At 64.0% G+C, this 20583-nt stretch carries 16 protein-coding genes; 8 read left to right on the top strand and 8 right to left on the bottom strand.

Annotated elements, in window-relative coordinates:
- The first annotated feature begins 533 nt into the window (after positions 1-533).
- Positions 534-1601, top strand: coding sequence for a site-specific integrase (locus OV208_RS12355; protein ID WP_267574034.1), 1068 nt, complete (start codon positions 534-536; stop codon positions 1599-1601).
- Between the two features lie 324 nt (positions 1602-1925).
- Positions 1926-2243 (top strand): hypothetical protein, encoded by a 318-nt coding sequence (locus tag OV208_RS12360; RefSeq protein ID WP_267574035.1) that lies wholly within the window; start codon positions 1926-1928, stop codon positions 2241-2243.
- Positions 2244-2510: 267 nt separating this feature from the next.
- Here OV208_RS12360 and OV208_RS12365 read toward each other — a convergent pair whose 3' ends face one another.
- Complete coding sequence (locus OV208_RS12365) at positions 2511-4499, bottom strand: DNA polymerase (RefSeq protein ID WP_267574036.1); 1989 nt, start codon at positions 4497-4499, stop codon at positions 2511-2513.
- A gap of 83 nt (positions 4500-4582) precedes the next feature.
- A complete protein-coding gene (locus OV208_RS12370; RefSeq protein WP_267574037.1) occupies positions 4583-5113 on the bottom strand; it encodes a hypothetical protein in 531 nt (176 codons plus the stop codon).
- 312 nt (positions 5114-5425) lie between these two features.
- Between OV208_RS12370 and OV208_RS12375 the strand changes: the two genes are divergently transcribed.
- Positions 5426-6490 carry a RelA/SpoT domain-containing protein gene (locus tag OV208_RS12375; protein ID WP_267574038.1) on the top strand — a complete coding sequence of 355 codons (1065 nt, stop codon included), beginning with the start codon at positions 5426-5428 and terminating at the stop codon, positions 6488-6490.
- A 5-nt stretch (positions 6491-6495) separates the two neighbouring features.
- Here the strand turns inward: OV208_RS12375 and OV208_RS12380 are convergent, their stop codons facing one another.
- From OV208_RS12380 to OV208_RS12395, 4 genes are all read right to left on the bottom strand, one after another.
- The gene (locus tag OV208_RS12380) at positions 6496-8334 is read right to left on the bottom strand and encodes a helicase (RefSeq protein WP_267574039.1); all 1839 of its coding nucleotides are present in this window, start codon (positions 8332-8334) and stop codon (positions 6496-6498) included.
- Positions 8335-8346: 12 nt separating this feature from the next.
- Complete coding sequence (locus tag OV208_RS12385) at positions 8347-9690, bottom strand: RecB family exonuclease (RefSeq protein ID WP_267574040.1); 1344 nt, start codon at positions 9688-9690, stop codon at positions 8347-8349.
- A 694-nt stretch (positions 9691-10384) separates the two neighbouring features.
- A complete protein-coding gene (locus tag OV208_RS12390; protein ID WP_267574041.1) occupies positions 10385-11008 on the bottom strand; it encodes a hypothetical protein in 624 nt (207 codons plus the stop codon).
- A 45-nt stretch (positions 11009-11053) separates the two neighbouring features.
- Positions 11054-13348, bottom strand: a complete 2295-nt coding sequence (locus tag OV208_RS12395; RefSeq protein ID WP_267574042.1) for a virulence-associated E family protein — start codon at positions 13346-13348, stop codon at positions 11054-11056.
- Between the two features lie 736 nt (positions 13349-14084).
- Between OV208_RS12395 and OV208_RS12400 the strand changes: the two genes are divergently transcribed.
- Together OV208_RS12400 and OV208_RS12405 are read left to right on the top strand one after the other, a co-directional pair.
- Entirely contained in the window at positions 14085-14759 is a 675-nt protein-coding gene (locus OV208_RS12400; RefSeq protein WP_267574043.1) for a sigma-70 family RNA polymerase sigma factor, read from the top strand.
- A complete protein-coding gene (locus OV208_RS12405; RefSeq protein WP_267574044.1) occupies positions 14759-15067 on the top strand; it encodes a hypothetical protein in 309 nt (102 codons plus the stop codon). Before OV208_RS12400 ends, OV208_RS12405 begins: the two co-directional genes overlap by 1 nt.
- A gap of 239 nt (positions 15068-15306) precedes the next feature.
- Here OV208_RS12405 and OV208_RS12410 read toward each other — a convergent pair whose 3' ends face one another.
- Positions 15307-15813 (bottom strand): hypothetical protein, encoded by a 507-nt coding sequence (locus OV208_RS12410; protein WP_267574045.1) that lies wholly within the window; start codon positions 15811-15813, stop codon positions 15307-15309.
- Between the two features lie 197 nt (positions 15814-16010).
- On the opposite strand from OV208_RS12410, the gene OV208_RS12415 reads away from it, so the two are divergent.
- The 3 genes from OV208_RS12415 to OV208_RS12425 are packed head-to-tail and all read left to right on the top strand — an operon-like array spanning position 16011 to position 19217.
- Positions 16011-16466: a hypothetical protein gene (locus OV208_RS12415; protein WP_267574046.1), complete on the top strand. Its 456-nt coding sequence runs from the start codon at positions 16011-16013 to the stop codon at positions 16464-16466.
- Complete coding sequence (locus OV208_RS12420; RefSeq protein WP_267574047.1) at positions 16456-17895, top strand: terminase large subunit domain-containing protein; 1440 nt, start codon at positions 16456-16458, stop codon at positions 17893-17895. The genes OV208_RS12415 and OV208_RS12420 overlap by 11 nt, the downstream gene beginning before the upstream one ends.
- Before the next feature lie 8 nt (positions 17896-17903).
- A complete protein-coding gene (locus OV208_RS12425) occupies positions 17904-19217 on the top strand; it encodes a phage portal protein (protein ID WP_267574048.1) in 1314 nt (437 codons plus the stop codon).
- A 39-nt stretch (positions 19218-19256) separates the two neighbouring features.
- On the opposite strand, the gene OV208_RS12430 is transcribed toward OV208_RS12425, so the two are convergent.
- Positions 19257-20462, bottom strand: a complete 1206-nt coding sequence (locus OV208_RS12430) for a hypothetical protein (RefSeq protein WP_267574049.1) — start codon at positions 20460-20462, stop codon at positions 19257-19259.
- Positions 20463-20583 lie beyond the last annotated feature (121 nt).

Consider the following 20583-nt stretch of genomic DNA (forward strand, 5'->3'; position numbering starts at 1 on the left):
ACAGCGATGACGCGACTGCGTACAGCTCAAGAAAAGCAAGGCCGGACTATGTCACAAAATCGTTACAACATTACTTCACGGAATTCCGCTTCTTGCAAGCAGGGTTGAAAACATTTGCTGCGTGCGTTTCACGCGGTCCAAACCTGACAGGTCGTGGTGAGGCCTCTCAGGGTTCGCCGAGCAAGACGTCGACGATGCGGGCGCTGCTGTCACCGGCGGCCTTGAAGCCCGTGGTCATCCGTGGGGGCCGCGCATGTGACAGCGAATGCCAATTCCCGCAGGAAGACCTGGGGCGCATTGTCATTGGCGGTAGGGCACGGGAATCGAACTCGCCAGGGACTGCTCTCGCAGCCCCTCACCGGTTTTGAAGGCGAGTTCTAGCTCGCAGGCCATCAGAGGGGAAACGCCCCCATCTAGCCCTTGGAACGCACCGGTAACGCACCGGTAACGCACCGAGGAGCAAAATGGGAGCGAAGTGGGTCGGGAAGTGGCAGGGCGGCCGGGTTCGAGAGGTTGCGGGTCGCAGAGTGTGGGTGATTGAGCGACAATGGGCGGGCCGCCGATTCGGGGTGGCCCTGGATGCTACGAGCGAACGGGAAGCCCTGGCGGAACTGGCGCTCTGGGAGCGCAACCCGGACGGCTACCGCACGCGGCGGCAAGCTGCGGCCGATGATGCGCCCGTGCGGATTGACGAGGAGGTTCTGGCCGGCTTGATGGCGCACCTCACCGACAAGGGGCGGAGCCGCGACTACCGGCGCGACGTTCGGAACTACCTTGCAGCCTGGGGCGATGCTCTAGGCGGACGTGATCTTCGTAAGGTTCAGCTTCGGGAATTGCGTCGGCACCTCACCGAATGGGAGACGGCGCGGAAGAGTCGGATCATCGCTCTGAAGACGCTGACAGCGTGGCTTCGCGAGGACGACAGGCTCAAGCCGGCCGAGGACCCCACGCTGGAACTTAGGGTTCCTCCCTCCGTAGCGGAGAAGGGCCGGCGGACGAAGGGCTACCCCATGGCACTGGTGGAGCGCTTCTATGCCGCCATCAAGAGCCAGGCCGTCCGGGACGTCCTTTGCCTTCGCGCGAAGACGGGCATGCACGATTCCGAAATTGGGCGGATTGCCTCTGGTGCTGGAGAGCTACTTGAGGTGAAGGACGCTTGCGGCATCTGGGGGACCGTCAGCTTCCGCCACAAGAACGGTCGTGTGCATGTCGTCAGCTTGGACGCCCAGGGATTCGCAGCCGCACGGCGGCTCCAGGCGCGGAAGAGTTCTCCTCGTAGGAACACGGTTCGTGAGTGCATCGGATATGCGGCAGCTCGGCTCCGCAAGGAGTCGCCTGATGAGGAAGTAGCGCCCATCAACCCTGGCGAGCTACGGCACTGCTTCGCGACGTGGTCCGCCGAGTGCGGGCAAGTCGTGAAGCCAACTGCGGGCGGCGTGCCGTTGGAGATGGTGGCGGCTGTCATGGGACACCTGAGCACCCGGACGACGAAGCTCTTCTATGAAGGCGTGCAGGTGCCTCCGATGATCGTGTTCCCGTTGCGGCTGGAGCATCCAGACGACCCTGGCAAAGTCATCCCGGAGTCTCGTCAGGTCGCCTGATGTGACCGTCCAGAGGGACGGTTCGAAGTGCCGCCGCGCGACGCTTGGAACGTGGCGCGCGGCTCTGGACGGCTTTGGGGGCCGAGTTGCCCACCCGCAGGACTGCCAGAACGGATGCGGTGACGAGCGTTGTTTCCCGGCCAAACCGGGGAGCACGAACGAGGCGCCCCTCCTTCAGCAGCGCGAAGATGCGAGCGCGACTGCAATGGAGCAGCTCCGCCGCGCGCTCTACAGTCACGGCGGGGCCATCGAGCCCAGGACCGGTCGGTGGCGCGGCCATCTTCACCTCGGAAAGACGCGACGGGGCGAGAGCCGACCGAGGGCGTGGAGCCCAATGCCGATGGCATCCCAGACGTTGTGGTGGAGGTCCTGCGTGGAGGGCAGCTCAACGCGAAGGTGCTCGGCTGCGTCGAGGCGTTGCTTGATGCGCTCGATGAACGCTTCCGCATCGAGGGTGCCCTTCCAGTCGCGCGGGTAGACGCCGCGGCGGCCCTCTACAGGGGCCAAGGCACCCCCGAGCGTGCCGACGACGCCAGCAAGCTGAATGAGGTCGTTCTGGTCGCCGCGCTGATGTGTGGCGCCGTAGACGCGTGGCAATTCGATGACGAGTTGGAAGGGCTCTTCGTCTACGCGTGGACGTAGCCACTCATGGACCGCACCGGCCATGGAGGCCCACGAGGCCAGGGAACGCGCTCCGTGGGAGGGCTCGGGGTTCTTCGGCAGCCCGGCGCAAAGGAGGGATGCGGATGCGACGTTGAAGAGGGCCACGCCGCAGTGACGCAGTCCAGGGTCGATGGCGACGAGCTTCGTGGCGCCCTCATCGCGGGTAGGTGCTCGTTCGGAGTTCACCTTCCTGCAATGGGGGTAGCCGCTGCGAGTGATTTACGCGGCGGCCCGCTCCGATGGCTCCTACACCCGAAGGTGCCCTGCAGCGTCTCGGATCGTGGCCGCGTCCTTCGACAGCACGCGCGAGAGGGCGGGCTCGGCCTCGATGGCCTCGGCGAGGTCTGGCGTCGTTTCGCGCATCGCCTGCCGCATGATTTCCGCCATGCGCTCGGCAGCGTCGTGCAGGCGGTTGGGGCAGTCCGCGCGCAGCTCCGCCACCAACTCGTCGTGCACCATGAGGACGAGCCGCGAGCCCCAGAGAGGGGAGCGCCGGGCCGTGTACATCTCCCGGGCGACGCGCCAGGTGGCCAGCTTCGCGCCCACGGCGCCCAGGCCCTGGAAGGGCGTGTTGAGCCACTGCGTGTAGCCGCACCCGCCCCGGAGGATGTTGGCTCCGGGAATCATCACCTCCACGAGCCGGTCGCCGTAGGTGAGACGGCTTGCCTTGGAGAACAGCTCCCGTTGCTCGGGCCACGCGTCCAGCCACCTGTCGCCGTAGCGCTGGGAGACTTCCACGCACGCGGCGCAGACCATCTTCACCTTGCCCTGGACGCGCACCGGCACCCGCTCAACGCCGCACGTCTCCGCCACCTTCGCCAGCAGGCAGAAGCGGACGTCGTCCTTCGCCCGTGCGTGGTAGGCCATGGCGCCCGCGCCCATGCCCCCGCCCTTGCCGAAGTTGAAGACCTTGGCCAGGGCGCGGAATGAGATGGCCGTCGCTTCCTTCGCCTTCACGCGCGGCAGGAGGGCCTCGTAGCTCTCTCCGAGGAACGTCGCCGCAGCGGACGTGTGGACGTCTTCCTTCGCCAGCAGCGCATCAGCCATGCGAGACCAGCCCACGTCCCAGATGGCTCGCTGGGCCATGGTGCGCAGCTCCAGGCCGGCGTAGTCCACGGAGCAGAAGACGAAGCCACGACGGGCCTCGTGGCACTCGCGGACGCCGCCGCGCTGGGGGAGCTGCTGGTAGTCGCTGGAGACGCGCGTCGTGGAGACCAGCACGTTGAAGCGCGGGTTGAGGGGCCGCGTGACGCCGGCCTCCAGCTTGCCCAGGTAGGTGGAGCGGTACTTGTCCACCTTGCCGGCCTTGCCCAGCTCCTCCAGCAGCGGGTCGCCCGAGTCGATGAGCGTGTCCCTGTCTGTGGCCACCTGCCCATCCGGGAAGCGCTCCGTGGGCGAGGTGACGGGCGGCATGCCGTTGTAGGCGGCGGAAACGAGCGCGGAGAGGCGCTTCGAGTCCTTGGTGCCGTCGGGCCTGAAGATGCCCGCGGCGAGGAAGCGGGCGCGGTTGGCGCTCCACTCCGCCTCCACGCGTTGCCGCAGCTTTGTGACGCGTTCTCCGTGGGTGCGCAGGCCCCAGATGGAAGCGAAATGCAGGGCCAGGGCGGTGCGGACCTGGTTGCCTTCCGCGTGGAGGTTGCCGCCATTGGCGACGCTGGCCGCGACGCGCTCTTGGGCGAGGTGGACGTCCAGGGTGAAACGAGCGTCGCGCTTCGGGTACGCCACGGCGGCGTCGGGCCACTTCTCCAGCGGCACGCCATCAAGTTCCGCGTAGCGTAGGCGCCATGCATCCGGAGCCTTCTTCTCGGCGCTGATGTCCAGGCCCAGGTGGCGCTTCACCAGGAGGGAGAGCGGGTAGCGGGCGCCCTCGTCGTCGCCCAACTGGCGGCCCGTCTCCGGATCCACGCCATGGAGCCCACGGGCGATGTCGATGAGCGCCTCGCGGATGGCGACGTCGTGGAGGCGTCCGGCCTCAGCTGCGTCGAAGACAGCATCCACGAGCCGCGCGTTGTCCGCGCACATGACGCCCAGGTCGTAGGCGAGGTTGGCTCCCGTCAGGTGGACACTGGAGGAGGAGAGGGCGTCCCGGAACCAGTCGCGTGCCTGGGTTGCGGAGAGGAGGCGCTCGCTGCCCGGAGCCGCGTGCGCGATGGATGCGCATACCAGCGGCGGGGCGAGGAGGCCGGGTTGAATCAGGTGCGTCTCGGTGTCGAAGCTGAAGAGGGAGGTGGGCACAACACGAAGAGGCCCGTGTCGTGGGCCAGCCGTGGCGGTGGGGGCCGCGCCAGGTGCTCAGTGGTGCTGGGGGAGGGAATTGCTCAGGCCAGCGCGATGGCGAGGGCCGGCAGCTTCGCTTCGGCGCGCTTCGCTTCGATGGCCGCCAGCTCGTCGTCGGTGGGGCTGACGGTGCTCCAGCGGTAGCCCTCGATGACCTTCCCGGGCTTGCCGTCCTTCTCGGGCAGCGTCTTGGGGAAGACCTCGCAGTCGATGAGGAGGAACGTCCCGGTCTGCTTCTCGCCCGTGAACTTGGCGAGCTGCTCCAGGGACAGTTCCTCTTCCTCGGCGCCGGCCAGAGCCATGACGAAGGCCTTGAAGCGCCCGCCGCCGTTCTTCTTCGCGTCGGAGAGGTTCTCCACGTAGGAGGCCACCATTCCGATGCGGCTGGGCTCGCTGGCGGGCTGCGTCCGCTCGGCGGACACCACCTTCAGCTCAGCGATGGCGGACAGGCCCTTGAAGCCGTCCTTGGTGCGGATGGACTGCACCTCCAGTCGGTAGCGGCCTGTCTTGAGGTACTGTGCACCAAGCGCCGCTTGGGCGCTGACGATTCGTGAAAGTGCCGCGTTGCTCATGTCCTACTGCTCCCATTGAGGGGATGTCGGAAGACGTCCTCACTAGTTCAAATGGGGGTAACTTTGCGTATTGGCTTGCCTGTTTTTCTTAAGTGATTGCCGCGTGTAGCTTGGGAGATAAGGATTTCATCCGATCTGGTCGAATGGGAGTTCAGTCAGGAGTCGCTCTTGATGATTGATTGGATATGTGTGTAGTCGGAGATTGGCCGTCTTCTGTAGAGTCGTTCGAGGTTAGCACGGTGTTTGATGTGGTCGGTTGGTCTGACATGGGTTTTTGCTGAAGGTAAATCCTTCAGATGCGACGGGGTTGACATGACGCTAGGCATTGGTGGGTTGCTGGTGAAAGAGCAGTTTTTGAAGAAGTTCAACATCTCTGAGGAGAAATTCGCCAAGAGCAAAATTGAGTGGGCCGAGATGATGAAGATACATGCTGACTATGTGGGTAGAATGCGGAGCCTTCAGCCGACATTGAATTACGTAAGAGAGCAGTTGGGTTCGGCAGAGGGGGTGCATTCGATCAAGGCGCGGCTTAAGGACCCCGAGCACCTCATTGAAAAGATAATCAGGAAGTCGATTGATAATCCTGAAGAGGTAATTACGAAAGAAGCCTATTGGGATCGAATTAATGATTTAATCGGCATTAGGGTGCTTCATTTGTTTAAGGCTGACTGGATTCCGATTCATGAATTTATTGTGCGCCAGTGGGCTCTTGCTGGGAAGGTTGAAGCAAAGGTTCGGGATGGTGATAGTGCTGAGTTTATTGCTCAGCTTGAGGGTCGAGGTTGTTCCATTGTGAAGTCGCCTGCTGGATATCGTTCCGTTCATTATTTGATTGAATCTAGGCCGGGGAAGGAAAAGTTTCTTGCTGAGATTCAGGTAAGGACACTTTTTGAGGAGGGATGGAGCGAGGTCGATCATCTCGTGCGATATCCGTATGGTGCGGCTTCTCCGGTCGTTGAAAGCTTTTTGGGAGTTTTTAATCGTCTGGCGGGTGGGGCTGATGAGATGGCTTCTTTCGTTATGACTCTTAGGAATGAAATCGTAGGGCTCTCGGTCCAGCATCAGGCCGCCGCGTCTAAGTTGGAAAACACGATCAGTGAGCTGAAGATTGCATCCAACGAAAAGGCCAAACTTCAGGAGGAGCTGAGGCGGTTGAAGGCGATGTATCCTGGATCCGATTTATTGGAGGGTATCTTTTCGGTTAATGATTCTTGGCTTGGAGACGTTGCTTCTGTAAGCAAGCTTTCTCTGGGTAACTGGATGACGATTGATGACCAGACGATTGATGACCAGGCGATTGATGGCCAGGCGATTAAATTGGGCAAGGTCACTACGAAGTCGAGTGTGCTAACAAAAGGGCAGGGTAAGAAGAAATGATGTGATCATGTTTGGTGGCGCGTTGAGGTGAGTAAAAGTTTCTGCTTTTGCCCATCCGTCTGCCGAATGAAGAGCGCTCGCTCTCGCGCCGTAGCGAATGCCTGGGCGTAGTCTTGGGTGTGGAGGCACACATCCACCCCGACGCATGCCGCCTGCTGTCCTGGGCGGTGCGTCCGCGCGAGGAGCTGCTCCCATAGGGCGCCGTCCGAAGGCGGCGTCACCACGAGGTTGCGGCAGAACTGCTGAAGGTTCTTCCCCGTCGCGTGCGCCTTGATGCTCGCGACGACTGAGCGCCGCCCACTTTCCTGGAGGATGGCCTCGGACGCAGCGCGCCTCCCGCCGTAGAAGGGCACGCCAGCGGCGCGGGCGATGCGCTCCCCCAGCTCCGGGAACTCCACCCAGACGATTCCGACCTGGGTCCGTGCCCACTTCGCCGCGTCTTGCACGAGGAAGTCCGACACCCACACGGCCTGGGGCTCGGGCTGCACCGCGTCGTGAATCTCCGCCCAGTCCAGCCACGTCGAGGCATGCCACACCGGCTTGTCGCCCTCATAGGGCGGGGACATTTGCGCGCGGATGGCGGCCTTGGTGAGCAGCCCCGGTGAGTCCAAGTGCTCGCGGCGCTCGCCCTTCAGCTCCTCCCACACCTCCTTGTTCCAGGCCTTCCGCTTGGCGAACCACTCCTCGATCAGCTCCGACGGCTCGCCCCGAGGGTAGCGCCAGCGGTGGTAGAAGCCGGCCGAGAGCTGCCGCGCGCAGGCGATGGCTTGGAGCTGCTCCTGGAACTGCTCCCCGTCCGGACGCTCGCCACCGTGAGCCAGCTCGATGAGGGCCAGCAGCTCTGCGGGCATTGGCTCCGGGTAGCGCGGGCGGATGATGAGCGGCTTGTCGAGGGCGCTCTCGTCCGTGGCGACGACGCCGCGCGTGTCGTTGCGGCGGCGCCGGAAGCCCTCGCGGACGTGCTCCGCAGCCTTGCACAACCGCTCCAGCGCGCCAGGTGGGGCAATCACCTTGCCCGGGTCCAGGGCCGTGCCCCATTCCTCCACGACGTGGTGCGCCAGCGGCAAGGGCGAGCCATCGCGCAGCGCCAGCCGCGACAGATGCGCGTAATCCTTGATGCTCTTGGACGCGAACGTGCCGGACAGCGCCACGAGCCGCGTCTCCGGACGCTTCTCGAAGTAGCGAAGGAAGCGGCCGGTGCGCGAGGCCTTCGGGTCCTTCAGGTTGTGCGCCTCGTTGAGGATGACGAGGTCCGGGCGGATGCGCTCCAACAGGTCCGTGGCTTCCTGGCTGGAGAGCTTGTTGTAGGAGATGACGTGCAGCACCGGCAGGCCGGGACGGAACCAGCGCCCGCCCGCGAGGTTCGGCAGGCTCCAATGCGCGCCGTAGTAGTCCCACTCCGCGGTGAACTGCGGCAGCAGGTTGGCCGGGATGAAGAGGACCGCCACGCGGCATGCCGGCATCACCATGGGCATGAGGAACGTCGTCAGCTCCTTGCCGTGGCCTGTGCCGATAGGACCCAGCAACCCGCCCACGCGAGACGCTTCCAGCAGCGCCAGGGACTGGACGCGTCGCAGCTGCGTGGGGCAAGGGCGGGCAGGGGACATGGCCGCGCAGCCACACGGGCTCGGTGGGGCGCGCAGTTGGGCCTCCAGCGCCTCGATGTCGGCCGCCGTGTAGGACGCCGCCAGGTCACGGCGGGGCAGGGCGAGGATGCGTGAGAGGTCCGAGGACCAGCCCACGGGTGAGCGGCCCGTGCGCGAGTAGTTCTCGGCTGCGGCGGGCACGTCGCCCGGTGGCGGTGACGGCGGCAGGGAAACGCCAAGGCGCTGGAGGAGCTTCACGGGCGGCCCTCGCTACCGGACGCCCCGGATGAAGTGCCCCGTGCCACACAGTGGCTCCAGGGCCTCCACGGCCACCTGCATCAGCTCGCTGCCCACCACGCCCAGGGCGGCGTAGGTGCCGGGCTCGGGTGGCTCGGCGCGGATGGTGGCGGCCAGCACGCCCTTCCACTTCCCGTAGGCCAGGGGCGAGTCGTTGGGAGCAACGCGGATGTCCACGACGCCGCACTCGTGCTCAATCTTCGCCACCATGCGGCCCACGTAGCCGGCCAGCGGCTCGGCGGGGCAGTTGGGCACGCAGTCCACGAAAAGGGAAAGGCTCGCCTCGGCGGAGCGGGCGGCCTCCATCTCCGCCTTCGTCCGCCGCTTGCGGCGTGGGGCTTCGTCGCTAGCGGCCTGGGCTGGCTGTTCGGGCGCCGGGATGGACGCGAGCACCGGATCGCTCTTAGGCGCGTCGGGAGGAAGCACCGCGGCCAGCTCCAGCGCAGGGGCGGCCTGGGCAGGCGCGGGCGGCGTCGTGGGGGCCTCCGCAGGCGCGGACGCGGTGTGCGTCGTGGGCGGAGTCTGGGGCTTCAGGATGCGATCCATCAGGGCCATGGGCTTGCTTCCTTGCGACTGCGAGTTGAGGCACTGCGCCTGGAAGGAGCACCCGCCGTACTTCTGGCAGGCGCTCCAGGTGGGTTTGACCTGGCTGGGGGACGCGGCGCGCGCGACGTCGCGCATGCGGCGCGCTATTGGCTCGACGTGCGTGTGCCACTCGTCGCGGACGCGCTCGACGCTGACGGTAGCGACGACGGAGCGGGCGAGCCGCGCGCCGTGCGTCTGGAAGTAGAGGTGCTCCAGCTCCAGCGTCTTCAGCCCCGGGAAGCGCTCGGCGGCGAGGACGGCCCAGTAGCCGTAGCCCACCATCTGGATGCCGGCGTCATGCTCGGCGGAGGCGAGCTGCTCGGGCGTGGCGGCATAGCTGGCGATGGACTTCGTCGTCTTGTGGTCCGTGACGCGCAGCACGCCCTCGGCGAGGCGTCGCGGGTTGACGAGGTCGATGTAGCCAGCGAGCGGGACGCCATCCGCGAAGAGCGGCGAGGGCTGGCCAAAGTGCTCCTCCACCAGGAGGTCGGGTCCTGGCGCAGGGAGGAAGAGCTTGCCGGCCGCTGCGAAGGGGCCGAGCACGTCCTGGCCCGTGCGCAGGTAGTACTCCAACTGGGCATGGACTGCGGTGCCAAGGTCCCGGGCCTTGAGGGGCCGCTCAGGCAACCGGAGGACCTTGGCGAAGAACCACGCGCGCTCGCAGAGAGCGAACCTCCGCAACTGGGAGACGGACAAGCTGCGGAGGATGCCGCTCTCGACGGGTAAACTCACTCCCTCAAAATGGGGGCAAGCCTCGGCACACAGCCTGCCACGCCGATGTGGCGCACCCTTTGCTGGCAGGACGAGGCCTTATGCTGGCGACCAGTGCGCACGCGAGGATATTGACGGCTCGTCCTTGAACCGTGTCATGTAGTAGCCTGCACGTCGATTGAGATGAGGACTCGCAGAAGGATGATGGAGAACAAGATGGATGAGAGTCGACTCAGTGAGTTGTTGAAGCTAGCTCAAGCCGCGAGAGATGGTCGCGGAGACGTTCGGGAGCTTGGTGAAGCCCTTGTTGCAGTCATTGAAGAACTTCGCCAACCCCGAATGCGCACGTGGTCCATGGCAGGTGGTGCTTTAATCTCAAACGATGGAATTTCCGGCCATCTGGATTCGTCTTCTGGTTCTCGGCACAGGATGCGGTTTCCGTGTGCCCCACACCTGTCAAATGCTGACCAACAGAGAATTAAGGAGCTGATTCAGTCGAACGTTGGGCGGCCGATTCGGTTTCAAGGTAGTTCGGGTCCGAATCCTATCAATATGGTGGTTGAGCTTGTTTTTGAGAATTGCGAGGAGGAATAGATTTCCTATCGCGTGCCTGCTTGTGGTCGTATGGACTGGTGCACGCTGGCTGGATGCGGTTCGCAGCGCTACTATCTGAGGCGCGATTTCCGCTTTGGTTGTATGGCGCGCGGGCGCCACGTTATTTCGATTGGGATTTTGATTGACGAGCATTTGCCAGTTCCTTGACTTGCTCAAGGAAGACGATGTCCTCGGCGGGTTGGGACTTCTTCATCTTCATGAAGTGACGTCGAATTTTAAACCAAGTAATCGGGCTGTGTCGGAGAGCGAGAGATAACAGAATGCGTTCGAGCCGGGTTTGGTGTGCGAGAAAGCCTGTTTCGTAGGCCGAAAGAAGGGCAATGTAGATGTCCGGGTGACCCACAAAGTCAGCAAGCGACTTGTTCTTGATGAACGTGTATTTTGTGAGAATATCCTTTATCTGGTAGCCTTCGACGGGGTAGTAGTCTGAAATTGATTCTATTGTTGACTGTAATTGTTTTGCGAATTCTGGACTATTGTTTGCGTGCGTGTCGAACGAGTGCTTTCTGTAGGTCTCCCATTCCTTTATGTCGGCAATTTGGCTTTTGATGCTTTCGTGATTCATCTTTATTTGAATCATCTCTAGGCACAGGAAGTAGATGGCGGAGACTGCGCGTCCGAGGGTTCGCTGCTTCTCGATTGAACGCTTGCTGAAGGCGCTGGCTTCATTGAGTAGCCAGCCAATCGAGACGCCGACTAGTGGTAGGAAGTCTTTTGTTTCCATTTTTTGTCGTGCCCTGTTGTTCTGTGGTGATTGGGGTAGCGTATTCTAGTCGCTAGGGATGTGTGTCGGTGCGGGATTGTACGCCTTTTGCTTCTCCTGAGGAGCCTCAATTAGATCTTCTGGCGTGCGGTACATGCGTGGCCGGTGCCCGTCTACGCGGCGCTGGTGCTTCTCGAATCCGAGCGCGACGAGGCAGGTGCCAATCTCAGTCGAGATGCGATGATCGACGTGCGCGGTGGGCATGCCGAGCGCGTCGGTTGCCACCTGGAGGATGGACACTTCAGTGGGGCGCCGCTCCTTCGGCATGAGAAGGAGCCACTGGACAATGGCCTCCTCGCGTCCGTCACCGGCGCCCTCGGCACGAAGCGCCGCCTGGGCCTCAGCTCGGCGCGCCTCCTCGTCGGAGAGCCACCAGGGCTCGCCTTGCTTGAAGCGCAGCACGGCCTCTGCCCATAGCCGGTCTCGGTCCTGCCGCACGCCCTCGATGTTGATGTGAGTGCAGCGCACCGGCCAGAAGCGGCGGTGTCCTGTGGGGTCCCGCAGGTAGGCGTCGTCGTTCGTCGTCCCCACGAAGATGCAGCGCCGCGCCGTCTTCACATTGGCGCGACCGTAGGGTGGCCGGTACGTGTCTTCAGTGCGGCTGATGAAGCCCTTGAGGGCCTGGTTCTCCGCGCGTCGCAGCGTGGAGAGTTCCGCCAGCTCGATGAACCAGAACTGGGACGCCAGCATGGCCGAGTCCTTGTTGTGGACGTCGATGGGCGCATCGCTGAACCATGGCGCGGCCAGCTCTCGGAACGCCGTGGACTTCCGCAGGCCCTGGGGTCCTTCGAGGATGAGGACGGTGTCCACCTTGCAGCCCGGCTTGAGCGCCCGCGCCACGGCGCTAATGGCGAACTTTGCGCCGATGGTGCTCAGGTGCGCTTCGTCGCCTTGGGCGCCGAAGTAGCTCGCCAGCAAGCCGTTGAGCCGCGGCGTCCCGTCCCACTCCAGGGCGTTGAGGTAGTCGGCGACCGGGTCGTAACGGTTGCGCTTCGCCACTGCGAGAATCTGCGGCGCGACGACGGACGCTTTCGGCTGAAGCCCGAGTCGCCCGTACTCGCTCTGCTGAATCCAGTTGGTGATCTCGACGTCCAGTGTCTCCGGGTCGATGCCGGGCGGCAACGGACCACCCTCGAACTCCAGGCGCTTGTTCACCTCGTTGAATCGCAACACGCCGCGCCACTCCGGGGAGGACAGCAACACGGTGAAGATGTTCGCCTCGCAGTTGCGGATGCGGCTCTCCCCCTTGCTGCTGACGTCTACGACGAGGTTCCGGCCCCATGCCTCCGGGTCTTCCTCTCCTTCCTCCAGCGGGAGCGCGGGGCCCTTGGCTACGGGAGGCCGCGTGCCGAGCGCGCGCCAGATGGCCTCGTTCTCCGCGACTCGCTTCACGTTCACGTCCACGCGGCGCGCGCGGTGTCGGCGTAGCTTGAGGCGGGCCTGCTCGTGCAGGTGCTCCTTGCCCTCGCCCCAGTCGGTGGCGGCGAAGCTGTCCCGGAACAGCTCCAGGATGGCCTCCTCGGGCGTCTCCCGGGGCAGGACGAAGGCGCAGCAACTCATCAGCGCGTTGAGAGTGGTGTCCTGCAAGCCGCGCGCGGCCAGTGGCTCACCCGCGAGGGTGCGGCGGATGAGCTCTCGGTGCTCGGGCTTGCGGACGCGGCGGAGGAGGGCGCGCAGGTCGAAGAGGTCCGCTGGGCTCCCCTGTACCTGTGCCACGGGCTGCACCAGCGTGGTTGGCCTGGTCCTGGTTCGTGCCGCGGCGAGTAGCGCGTCCACGTCCACGGGCTTGCCCTCGGTGACGTCGGCACCGGCCTCGAATTCTCCCGAGTGATTGGGCAGCAGGTAGAGGCGCGAGAGGTTGCGCGTGGTGGGGTCCGCCGGCATGGCCAGCAGCCGCTCCGCTTCCTCTCGCACCGTTGGCCACTCGGCGCTGAGGATTGGCCGGCTCACCGGAAGGACGATGCGCAGGCTGGTGTGGCCCGGCCGGTGCCCGTGCGTGGTGTGGGCGATGGTTGCGTAGCCCTCCAGTCGCTTCGCCGCCTCCTCCAACTGCGCGTCCTGTACCGCGTCCACGTCGAAGACGAGGGCTGTGACAGCTCGCACATCGGTGTCCAGACGACGAGTGCCGATGTCCACGGGCGACCAGCAGCGCTGCTTCCGCTTCGCCTGGCACCCGTGGCCTACGCAGGGGGCGCAGGGCGACACGGTGTGCGTGGTGAGTAGCTGCTTCAGCTCCTCCCAGGTGACGTCCTGGTGCTTGGGCTTCGCGTCGGTGACGTCGTCGAAGTAGGCGATCAGCATGTGGACGCCTCGCGACGGAAGCTGGGTGTGACGGGTGAGGCTGTGACGTCGGCGGGAGTTCTCACGCTGATTCAATGGGGGTGGGTTTTCGTAGCTGGCCATCTCGCGGAGTCCACGCGCGGCACCGTGAGGGGTGTGCCAGCCGTGACGCGAGAGAGACGAGGCGCTGCCGCAGTCACATGGCGCCACCACCACCACTCCATTTCCTAAACCCTTTAGAAAGATGAGGTAGGAATAGGGAAGGAATACACACACGCGCGTGTAGCGAAGTCCTACATGATCGCGCGTAAGGGTTTAGGACGTCGTTCCAGGGGTGTGCACCGCGCGCCAGCCTCAATCGCCGCGTGTTTCAGCCGCCACGACGAAAGGCCGCCCCCATTTGCTGGAGTGAATGGGGACGTCCCGCGTGCTGGGGCGCCACCCCATGTCAGAAGGGGATGTTACTCCCCAGGTCCTGGCGGATGGAGGCAACCATGCGGGTCGAACGGGACACGGCCGGGCGGCATGCCGGCTGCCGCGCCCTGTCACACGAGGGCGGGTGTTTCACTCTCGGCGGAGCGCCGTCCTCCGTGGGTGACATGGCAGGCGCATTGCTTGGTGTTGCCCACATTGTCGCATGGGGTGCAGCGGTTTTCTCAAAACACGGAAGGAACGGGGAGCGATGACACGTTGTGCAGCGAAGGGTGAGGCCCGTGTTTCACGTGGTGGTGCGGCGCGGCCGAGCCCGGATGAGCTGGTGAGCGAGATTCACGGACGACACGCGGCGGGAGAGTCCTCGCGAGCGCGGCAGTTGACGGATGCCCTGCTTCGCCTGCTGGAGCCCCAGTTGCGTCGGCAGGCGCGGACCTTCGAGAAGCTGAGTGGCTCGCTGCTGGAGGACGACCTCGTGCAGGTGGCGCTCATCGAGGCGCTGAAGGCCGTGGGCACGTACAAGCCCGAGAAGCGCGGCGGGCAGACGTTCGCCACGTGGGTGGAGTGGCGGGCCCGGCGCGCCATCATGGACCAGATTCGCATGCACAGCGCGGACGTCCACCCGTCGGACAGCGCGCAGCGCGGGCGCAAGGGCAAGGCGAAGACGCCGCGTGTGCCGCTGCTGGTGAGCCGTGACTCGCCCACGGAGTCACTGCCCAACTCCGCCACGCAGCTGCACGACGCCGCGCTGGCGTTGGAGGTGGCCACCGTCGAGGAGCTGTATGCCGTGCAGGAGGAGTGCGCTCGCCTCCGCCGTGAGGTGCTGAAGTTGGATCCGCAGCTGTGCGAGCTGGTGTCCCGCGTCCATGGGCTGGGCCAGAAGGCGCACGGCGTGCGTCAGGTGGCCATCGAGTGGAACCAGCCGCGGAGCCAGCTCGACGTGATGCTGGCCCGTGCGCATGAGCAACTGCGCGAGCGGATGGAGGCGAAGGGCCGCTGATGCCCGTCCTCGTCGCCCAGCGAGGTGGGCCCTGTGCCGCGTGCGGTGCGCCCGTGCTGAAGGGCGAGCGCATCGAGTACACGCTGGGCACGGGGCCGCGTCACCTCGCGTGCGCGGACAGGACGCCGGAGCTGCGTCGCAACCGGCACGCTGCGTCGTGCGTCCTGTGCGGCGTCCAGGTGCTGAGGGGCGCCGGAGCCCTGTCCGTCACCGAAACGTGCGAAGGCGGGGCGTATACGCGGCGCTGGGCAGTGTCCTGCGTGGACTTCCTGGCCTGCCACGAGCGCATCGTGGCGACTCTCTCGTAAGACCCCCCCGGGTCCAGATTTGGGACGGTCGTCCCTTTTCGGCCTTGCTCGGCGGGCCCCCACGCTCGAAAAATTCTGGAAAAATCCAGATGCAGGATCAGCTGATCGGTAGTTGGTACGGCTTTGCTCGCCATTGAGGGCATCCAGTTCCGCACCAGGAATTGAACTGGGTTCGTTGGAACTCGGCTATAGCCGTGCAGCGTCCTCAATGATGGGGTTAGAGCGCCCCGCCAGAGGTCTCAAGCTAGGTAGGCGTCGATACCTAGCTCCCGCAGCTTCCTATTCTCTGCGCTGAGCTCGAAGTTTGAGCGCGACCCGTCGTCGAGTTGATCGCGAACATTGGTAGGCAAGGCGTCGTACGCCACCGAGAAATGCTCGAAGTACGTCACCTTTGACACATCGCGCTTCCATGCGAGTTCGTAGGTAGGGTCGTACCTTTCTTCCCCGACGATCAGCCACGCATGGGTGAGCCACTGCTTGGAGGGCGGCGTGTACCAGTCCGCTGGCGGCATCGCAACGCCGTAGGCGATTCGCGCGAGGATGCCCTTCTTGGCCAAGGCCCACATCACAAGTAGGCAGTTGCTCTCGCACCACTTCATTTTGGGCTGCTGGTAGTCGTCCGGTTTGTCCGGAGTTGGCTTGCCTGTCAACGTGTGGATCGCTTGGTGCACGGGCTCCGACAGTGGGGCGGGGAAGACTCGGATCAGCCCAGCATCAGCGGGGTCGGCATAGGACGGCTCTTTCATGTTCTGCTCCTTGCTTGGTCTAGCCCTGTATCGAGCTGATCATTTGCTTGGCGGCCAGCATCTAGACCGGTAGTGGGCGCAATCCTGGGACTATGCCCGAAACTCGTAACGGCGTGATATGCGGGCGGCGGACGCCAGAGTAATGCAGGGCGTAACGCCGAATTCTTCAGCGAAACCGCCCCCATTTCTCAGGGGAAATGGCTCGCCCGTCCAAGCTGACTCCCGAAGTTCAGGCACTTATCTGCGGCCACCTGGAGCGCGGCCTCTTCCGCAGGGCCGTCGCGGGCCTCGTTGGCATCAACGAACAGACGCTTTCGCGCTGGTTTCATCGTGGTGCGGGGGAGGAACGCGGCGTTTATCGCGACTTCCACCTCGCGGTGAGCGCGGCCGAAGCGAGGTTCATGCAGTCCGCCACGGACATGCTGATGGCTGCGGCGGCCCACAACCCGAAGCACGTCCAGTGGCTGCTCTCTCGTCGCTTCCCGGAGCTGTACGGCCGGCGCGACAACGTCGAGGAGAAGGCACCCGAGGACAAGGCCGCCGACGAGGTCGCCCTTCGCGAGCTGCTCATGGAGCGGCTGGGGCGCTTCCTGCCGGACGTTCCGGAGCCCAAGGCGGACGCCAGCGGGGCAGGGGGCGACGATGCCTCGTGAGACCTCTTCCTGGGAGGTCGTCCACCGCGAGCGCCTGCGCTTCTCGGGGATGCTGGAGACGCTGGCCCCGGACGAGTCCCCCGCCGAGCACCTGGTGAAGCACGCGGGCACGCGCCAGGGCCTCGCGCGCCTCTTCGGCAAGCTCACCCATCCCGAGGTGGAAACGCTCGTCCACGACCTGGACTTCTGGGCCCGTCGCGAGCAGGTGCCCCCGGCTTCCTTCTCCACCTGCTTCATCATGGCGGGGCGAGGGTTCGGTAAGACGTGGAGCGGGGCCCGGTGGGTGATTCAGAAGGCCCGCGAGGCGAAGACGATCGGCGCCCTCATCGGTCCCACGGCGGCCGACGTGCGCGACACGATGATTCGCGGCTCCAGCGGCATCCTGGCCCTGTCGCCGCCCTGGTTCCTGCCGGTGTACGAGCCCAGCAAGCGGCGCGTGACGTGGCCCAATGGCGTCTACGCCATCTGCTACTCGGCGGATAAGCCGGACCGGCTGCGCGGCCCCAACTGCGGATGGGCCTGGGGCGACGAGCCCGCCTCCTGGAAGCATGAGATGGCGGCGCTGGACCAGCTCCCCATGGTGCTGCGCATCGGCACCGCGGCACGTCCGCCCCAGTTGCTGCTCACCGGGACGCCCCGGCCGTTGAAGAAGCTGGAGGAGCTGCTCTTCGCGGATGCGGAGTCGAAGGCGCTGCGGCCCGGCGTGGTGCTGCGCACGGGCTCGTCCCTGGCCAACCGCGCCAACCTGGCGCCCAGCGCCGTCGCCACCATGCGCGCCCTCATGCACACGCGCTGGGGCCAGCAGGAGGTGCTGGGCCGGCTGCTCATGGATGTGCCCGGCGCCATCTTCGGCTCGGCGAAGTGGGGCAGGTTGGAGGCGGATGCCCACGAGTACGCGCGGGGACTGGACCGGCGCATCGTGTCCGTGGACCCGGCGCCCACCAGCGAGACGGGCTCGGACGAGACGGGCATCGTCGTCCAGGGCGTGAGAACCAGTCCCCTTGTCGGGACGGATGGGGCTCCTCTGAAGCGCGTGTCGGTGCTCAAGGACGCGAGCCTGCGCGGCTCGCCGCGCGAGTGGGCCGCTGCGGCGATCCGCGAGTACCTGGCCTTCGGCTGCGATGCCCTGGTAGCGGAGGTGAACTCGGGCGGGGAGATGGTGGAGACGACCATCCAGACCGTGGCCTCGGAGATGGGCGTCCAGGTCAACGTGAAGCCGGTGCGCGCACGGGAAGCGAAGTCGAAGCGCGCCGAGCCGGTGAGCGCCCTGGCGGAGACGGGCCGCATCGAACTGGTGGGCATCTTCCCGAAGCTGGAGGCGCAGCTCGCCAAGTTCAGCGGCATCAACGGCCGCCGCGATGACCGTGTCGATGCCCTGCTCTGGGGCGTCCACGAGCTTGTCTTTGCCGACTCCTTTTTCTGCCTGTGAGGAACTCGATGGGACTGTGGGAGCGGATGAAGTCGGCGGTGGTGCGCCCGCCGCGCCAAGGGACGGGGCTTGAGATGGCGCGCTGGCAACAGGCGCCGCCGCGCCGGGGCACCACGCAACTCCTCGCCGCGTACCGCGAAATGCCGTGGTTGCGCACGGTGGTGGATACCGTCGCGGACTCGGTAGCCGCGGTGAACTGGCGCGTGTACCGCCGCGTCTCGCGGGACGGGCATCCGGTGAAGGACTACTCCCTGCGCAGTGCTACGCGCGAGGTGCGGGCCCTGCGGCTGAAGTCCATGCTCGACGCGGGCGAAATCCAGGAAGTGTCGGACCATCCCGTCCTGCGGATGCTCGCGGACCCGAATGACTACCTGACGGGCCGCTCCGTGACGAAGCTGGTGCAGGTGTACCTGGACCTTGTCGGCGAGGCCTTCCTGGTGCTGGAGCGCGTGGCGGGCTTCCCCGTGGGCTTCTGGCCGGTGCCGCCCAACGTCGTCACGCGGCTTCCCGCGATGGACGTCCAGCGCGAGCAGCGAACGTTCACCGTTACCGTGGGCGGCGTGTCGCGGCAGGTTCCAGCGGCGGACGTGCTGTACCTTCGCAACCCTGATCCCGAGGATCCGCTCGGGCGCGGCGTGGGCTCTGCCTTCGCGCTGGGGGACGAACTGGACACGGATGAGTTCGTCGCGCGGTTTCTCAGGGCGAGCTTCTGGAACAACATGCTGCCGCCTGCCATCGCGTCCATCGAGGGATTGACTGACGCGAACAGCGCGGGGGCGAAGGCCTTCAAGGAGTCTCTGGCCCGCGAGCACCAAGGGCCGGACAAGGCGGGGAAGCTGCTGCTCACCAGTGGCCGGGTAACGTTCGCACGGCTCGACACGAGCTTCCGCGACATGCAACTGGTGGAACTGAGGAAGTTCCTCATGGGCTTCGTGCGGATGACGTACCGGGTGCCGCCCGAAATCGTGGGCGACATCTCCAGCTCGAACAAGGCGACGGCCTTCGCGGCACGGGAAAACCTCGCCGAGCAGGCGACGTTCCCGCGCATGGAGTTCCTTCGCACTGAGTACCAGATGCGACTGATGCCTCTGTTCGGCGACGCGGAGGCCATCCTCGACTACGACAGCCCCGTGCCGGCGGACCGTGAGCACCAGCTTCGCGTCATGAGCACCATGCCGGAGGCATTCAGCTACACGGAGTGGCGGGAGCTAGCGGGCTTCAAGCCGGATCCAAGCCGACAGGGTTATCCGCTCCCGATGCCGGGGCAACACAGCGGAAGTCATCAAGTGGCAGAGAGCGAAAAGGCACATGTCGGAGGGTAGGCGTTTAGTTTAAGGATTGTTCGACTTGGCTCGTCTTCATCAGAAAGGTAGAGGGGTCGATGTTTTGCGCAGGCATATTTGAGCGAGCTTCTTGACTAGGCGTGTATCGTTCTTGAGTTTTGAAACTTCTGGCGAGAGTGGAAGCAGAACGCTTCCGCCATGTCCTGATTTCTTGTGAACCAGCATGCAGCGAATACTGTATATTCTTTTGGCGGAAGAATTGATCAGGTTGGAATTAGTATTTGCGAGAGGTATCGACTCGGGCGAGATGTCCTGGGTAGTTTTGAGATAGTATGACTTGAGGTGAGAATCAGATTCCAAGAGGCTTCTTAGTTCATCGTTGGATATGATTGACCTAATGGTGTTTTCGAGCATGACCACCTCCTTGGGTTTATTCTTGGGTGGTGGGTTGGGTTGCGGGGAGAATTTTGGAAAGAAATATTCAAGCACTTGGTAGTAGCAGATGAATGTTGCCGATATTCCGTCTGAAAACCTTCCTTGCCAGTAGAGATTGGCTGCTTCGATTGAGGGGGTGGTCGTGATTGTCTGTAACTGCCGAGGCTTGTCGGTTGTAAATCTGAATTCCCATGGCTGATGAGTTCTGAGTCTTGAAACAAAGCCCTGGACGTCGAGTTCGAGTAGTGCCGAAGCCCCGTACTGTTCAAGTAGCTTTCGTGCGTCCTGTTTTGTAGCGACTGAAACGCCGCCAATGCGAATGCTTGGCGTTCTTGCTGTTTGGCTTATGAGGTGGATTGAAGGTGAAGCTCCTCGCCAGATCAGCAGTTCGGCAGAACTCCATCCTATTGAGACGGTTGGTCCCCCTTGGGGGGTTGGTATTTCAAACCTGAAACCCGGATTGTTGAATGAGTCACGTGGGAGGTGACATGCGTATGCGAGGGAGGTGAGTTCGTTGTCGCCTGTGAGTATGGGGCTCTTGCACACCAGCTCGCATTCGATTGTGCGGTTGCTCTTTGACCACATCCCGTCGTAGCCCGGTGTCGGTCTATATTTTTCAAATTCCGACTTAAGTAGAATTTCTTCTTCTATGGGGCTGATGATTGCAACTGTCCATTCGTCTGGCTCGGCTGGGTCGAAGATAATATGACCACTGGCCATCCCGTATTCTTCGGGTTCCTCGTATCGAATATCGAGGCCTGCGGCTTTACATCTTGCTGTAAGATCATCAGGCGGGTCGGATTCGGGCTTGGTCATTTTTTTGTATGAGAGAAGTGCGCTGATTGGCACGGGGGAGAGTTTCAGCCGAAGCAGATTATAGAGCGTGCTCTCTTGAAGACAATGCAGCAGATGGGCGCGCTTCTTGCCCCCATTGAAAGAGGTGAATGCGCAAGCCTCTTCAGAGAGTCCG

This window comes from Corallococcus sp. bb12-1, assembly GCF_026626765.1.
GTDB classification, from domain to species: Bacteria; Myxococcota; Myxococcia; order Myxococcales; family Myxococcaceae; genus Corallococcus; species Corallococcus terminator.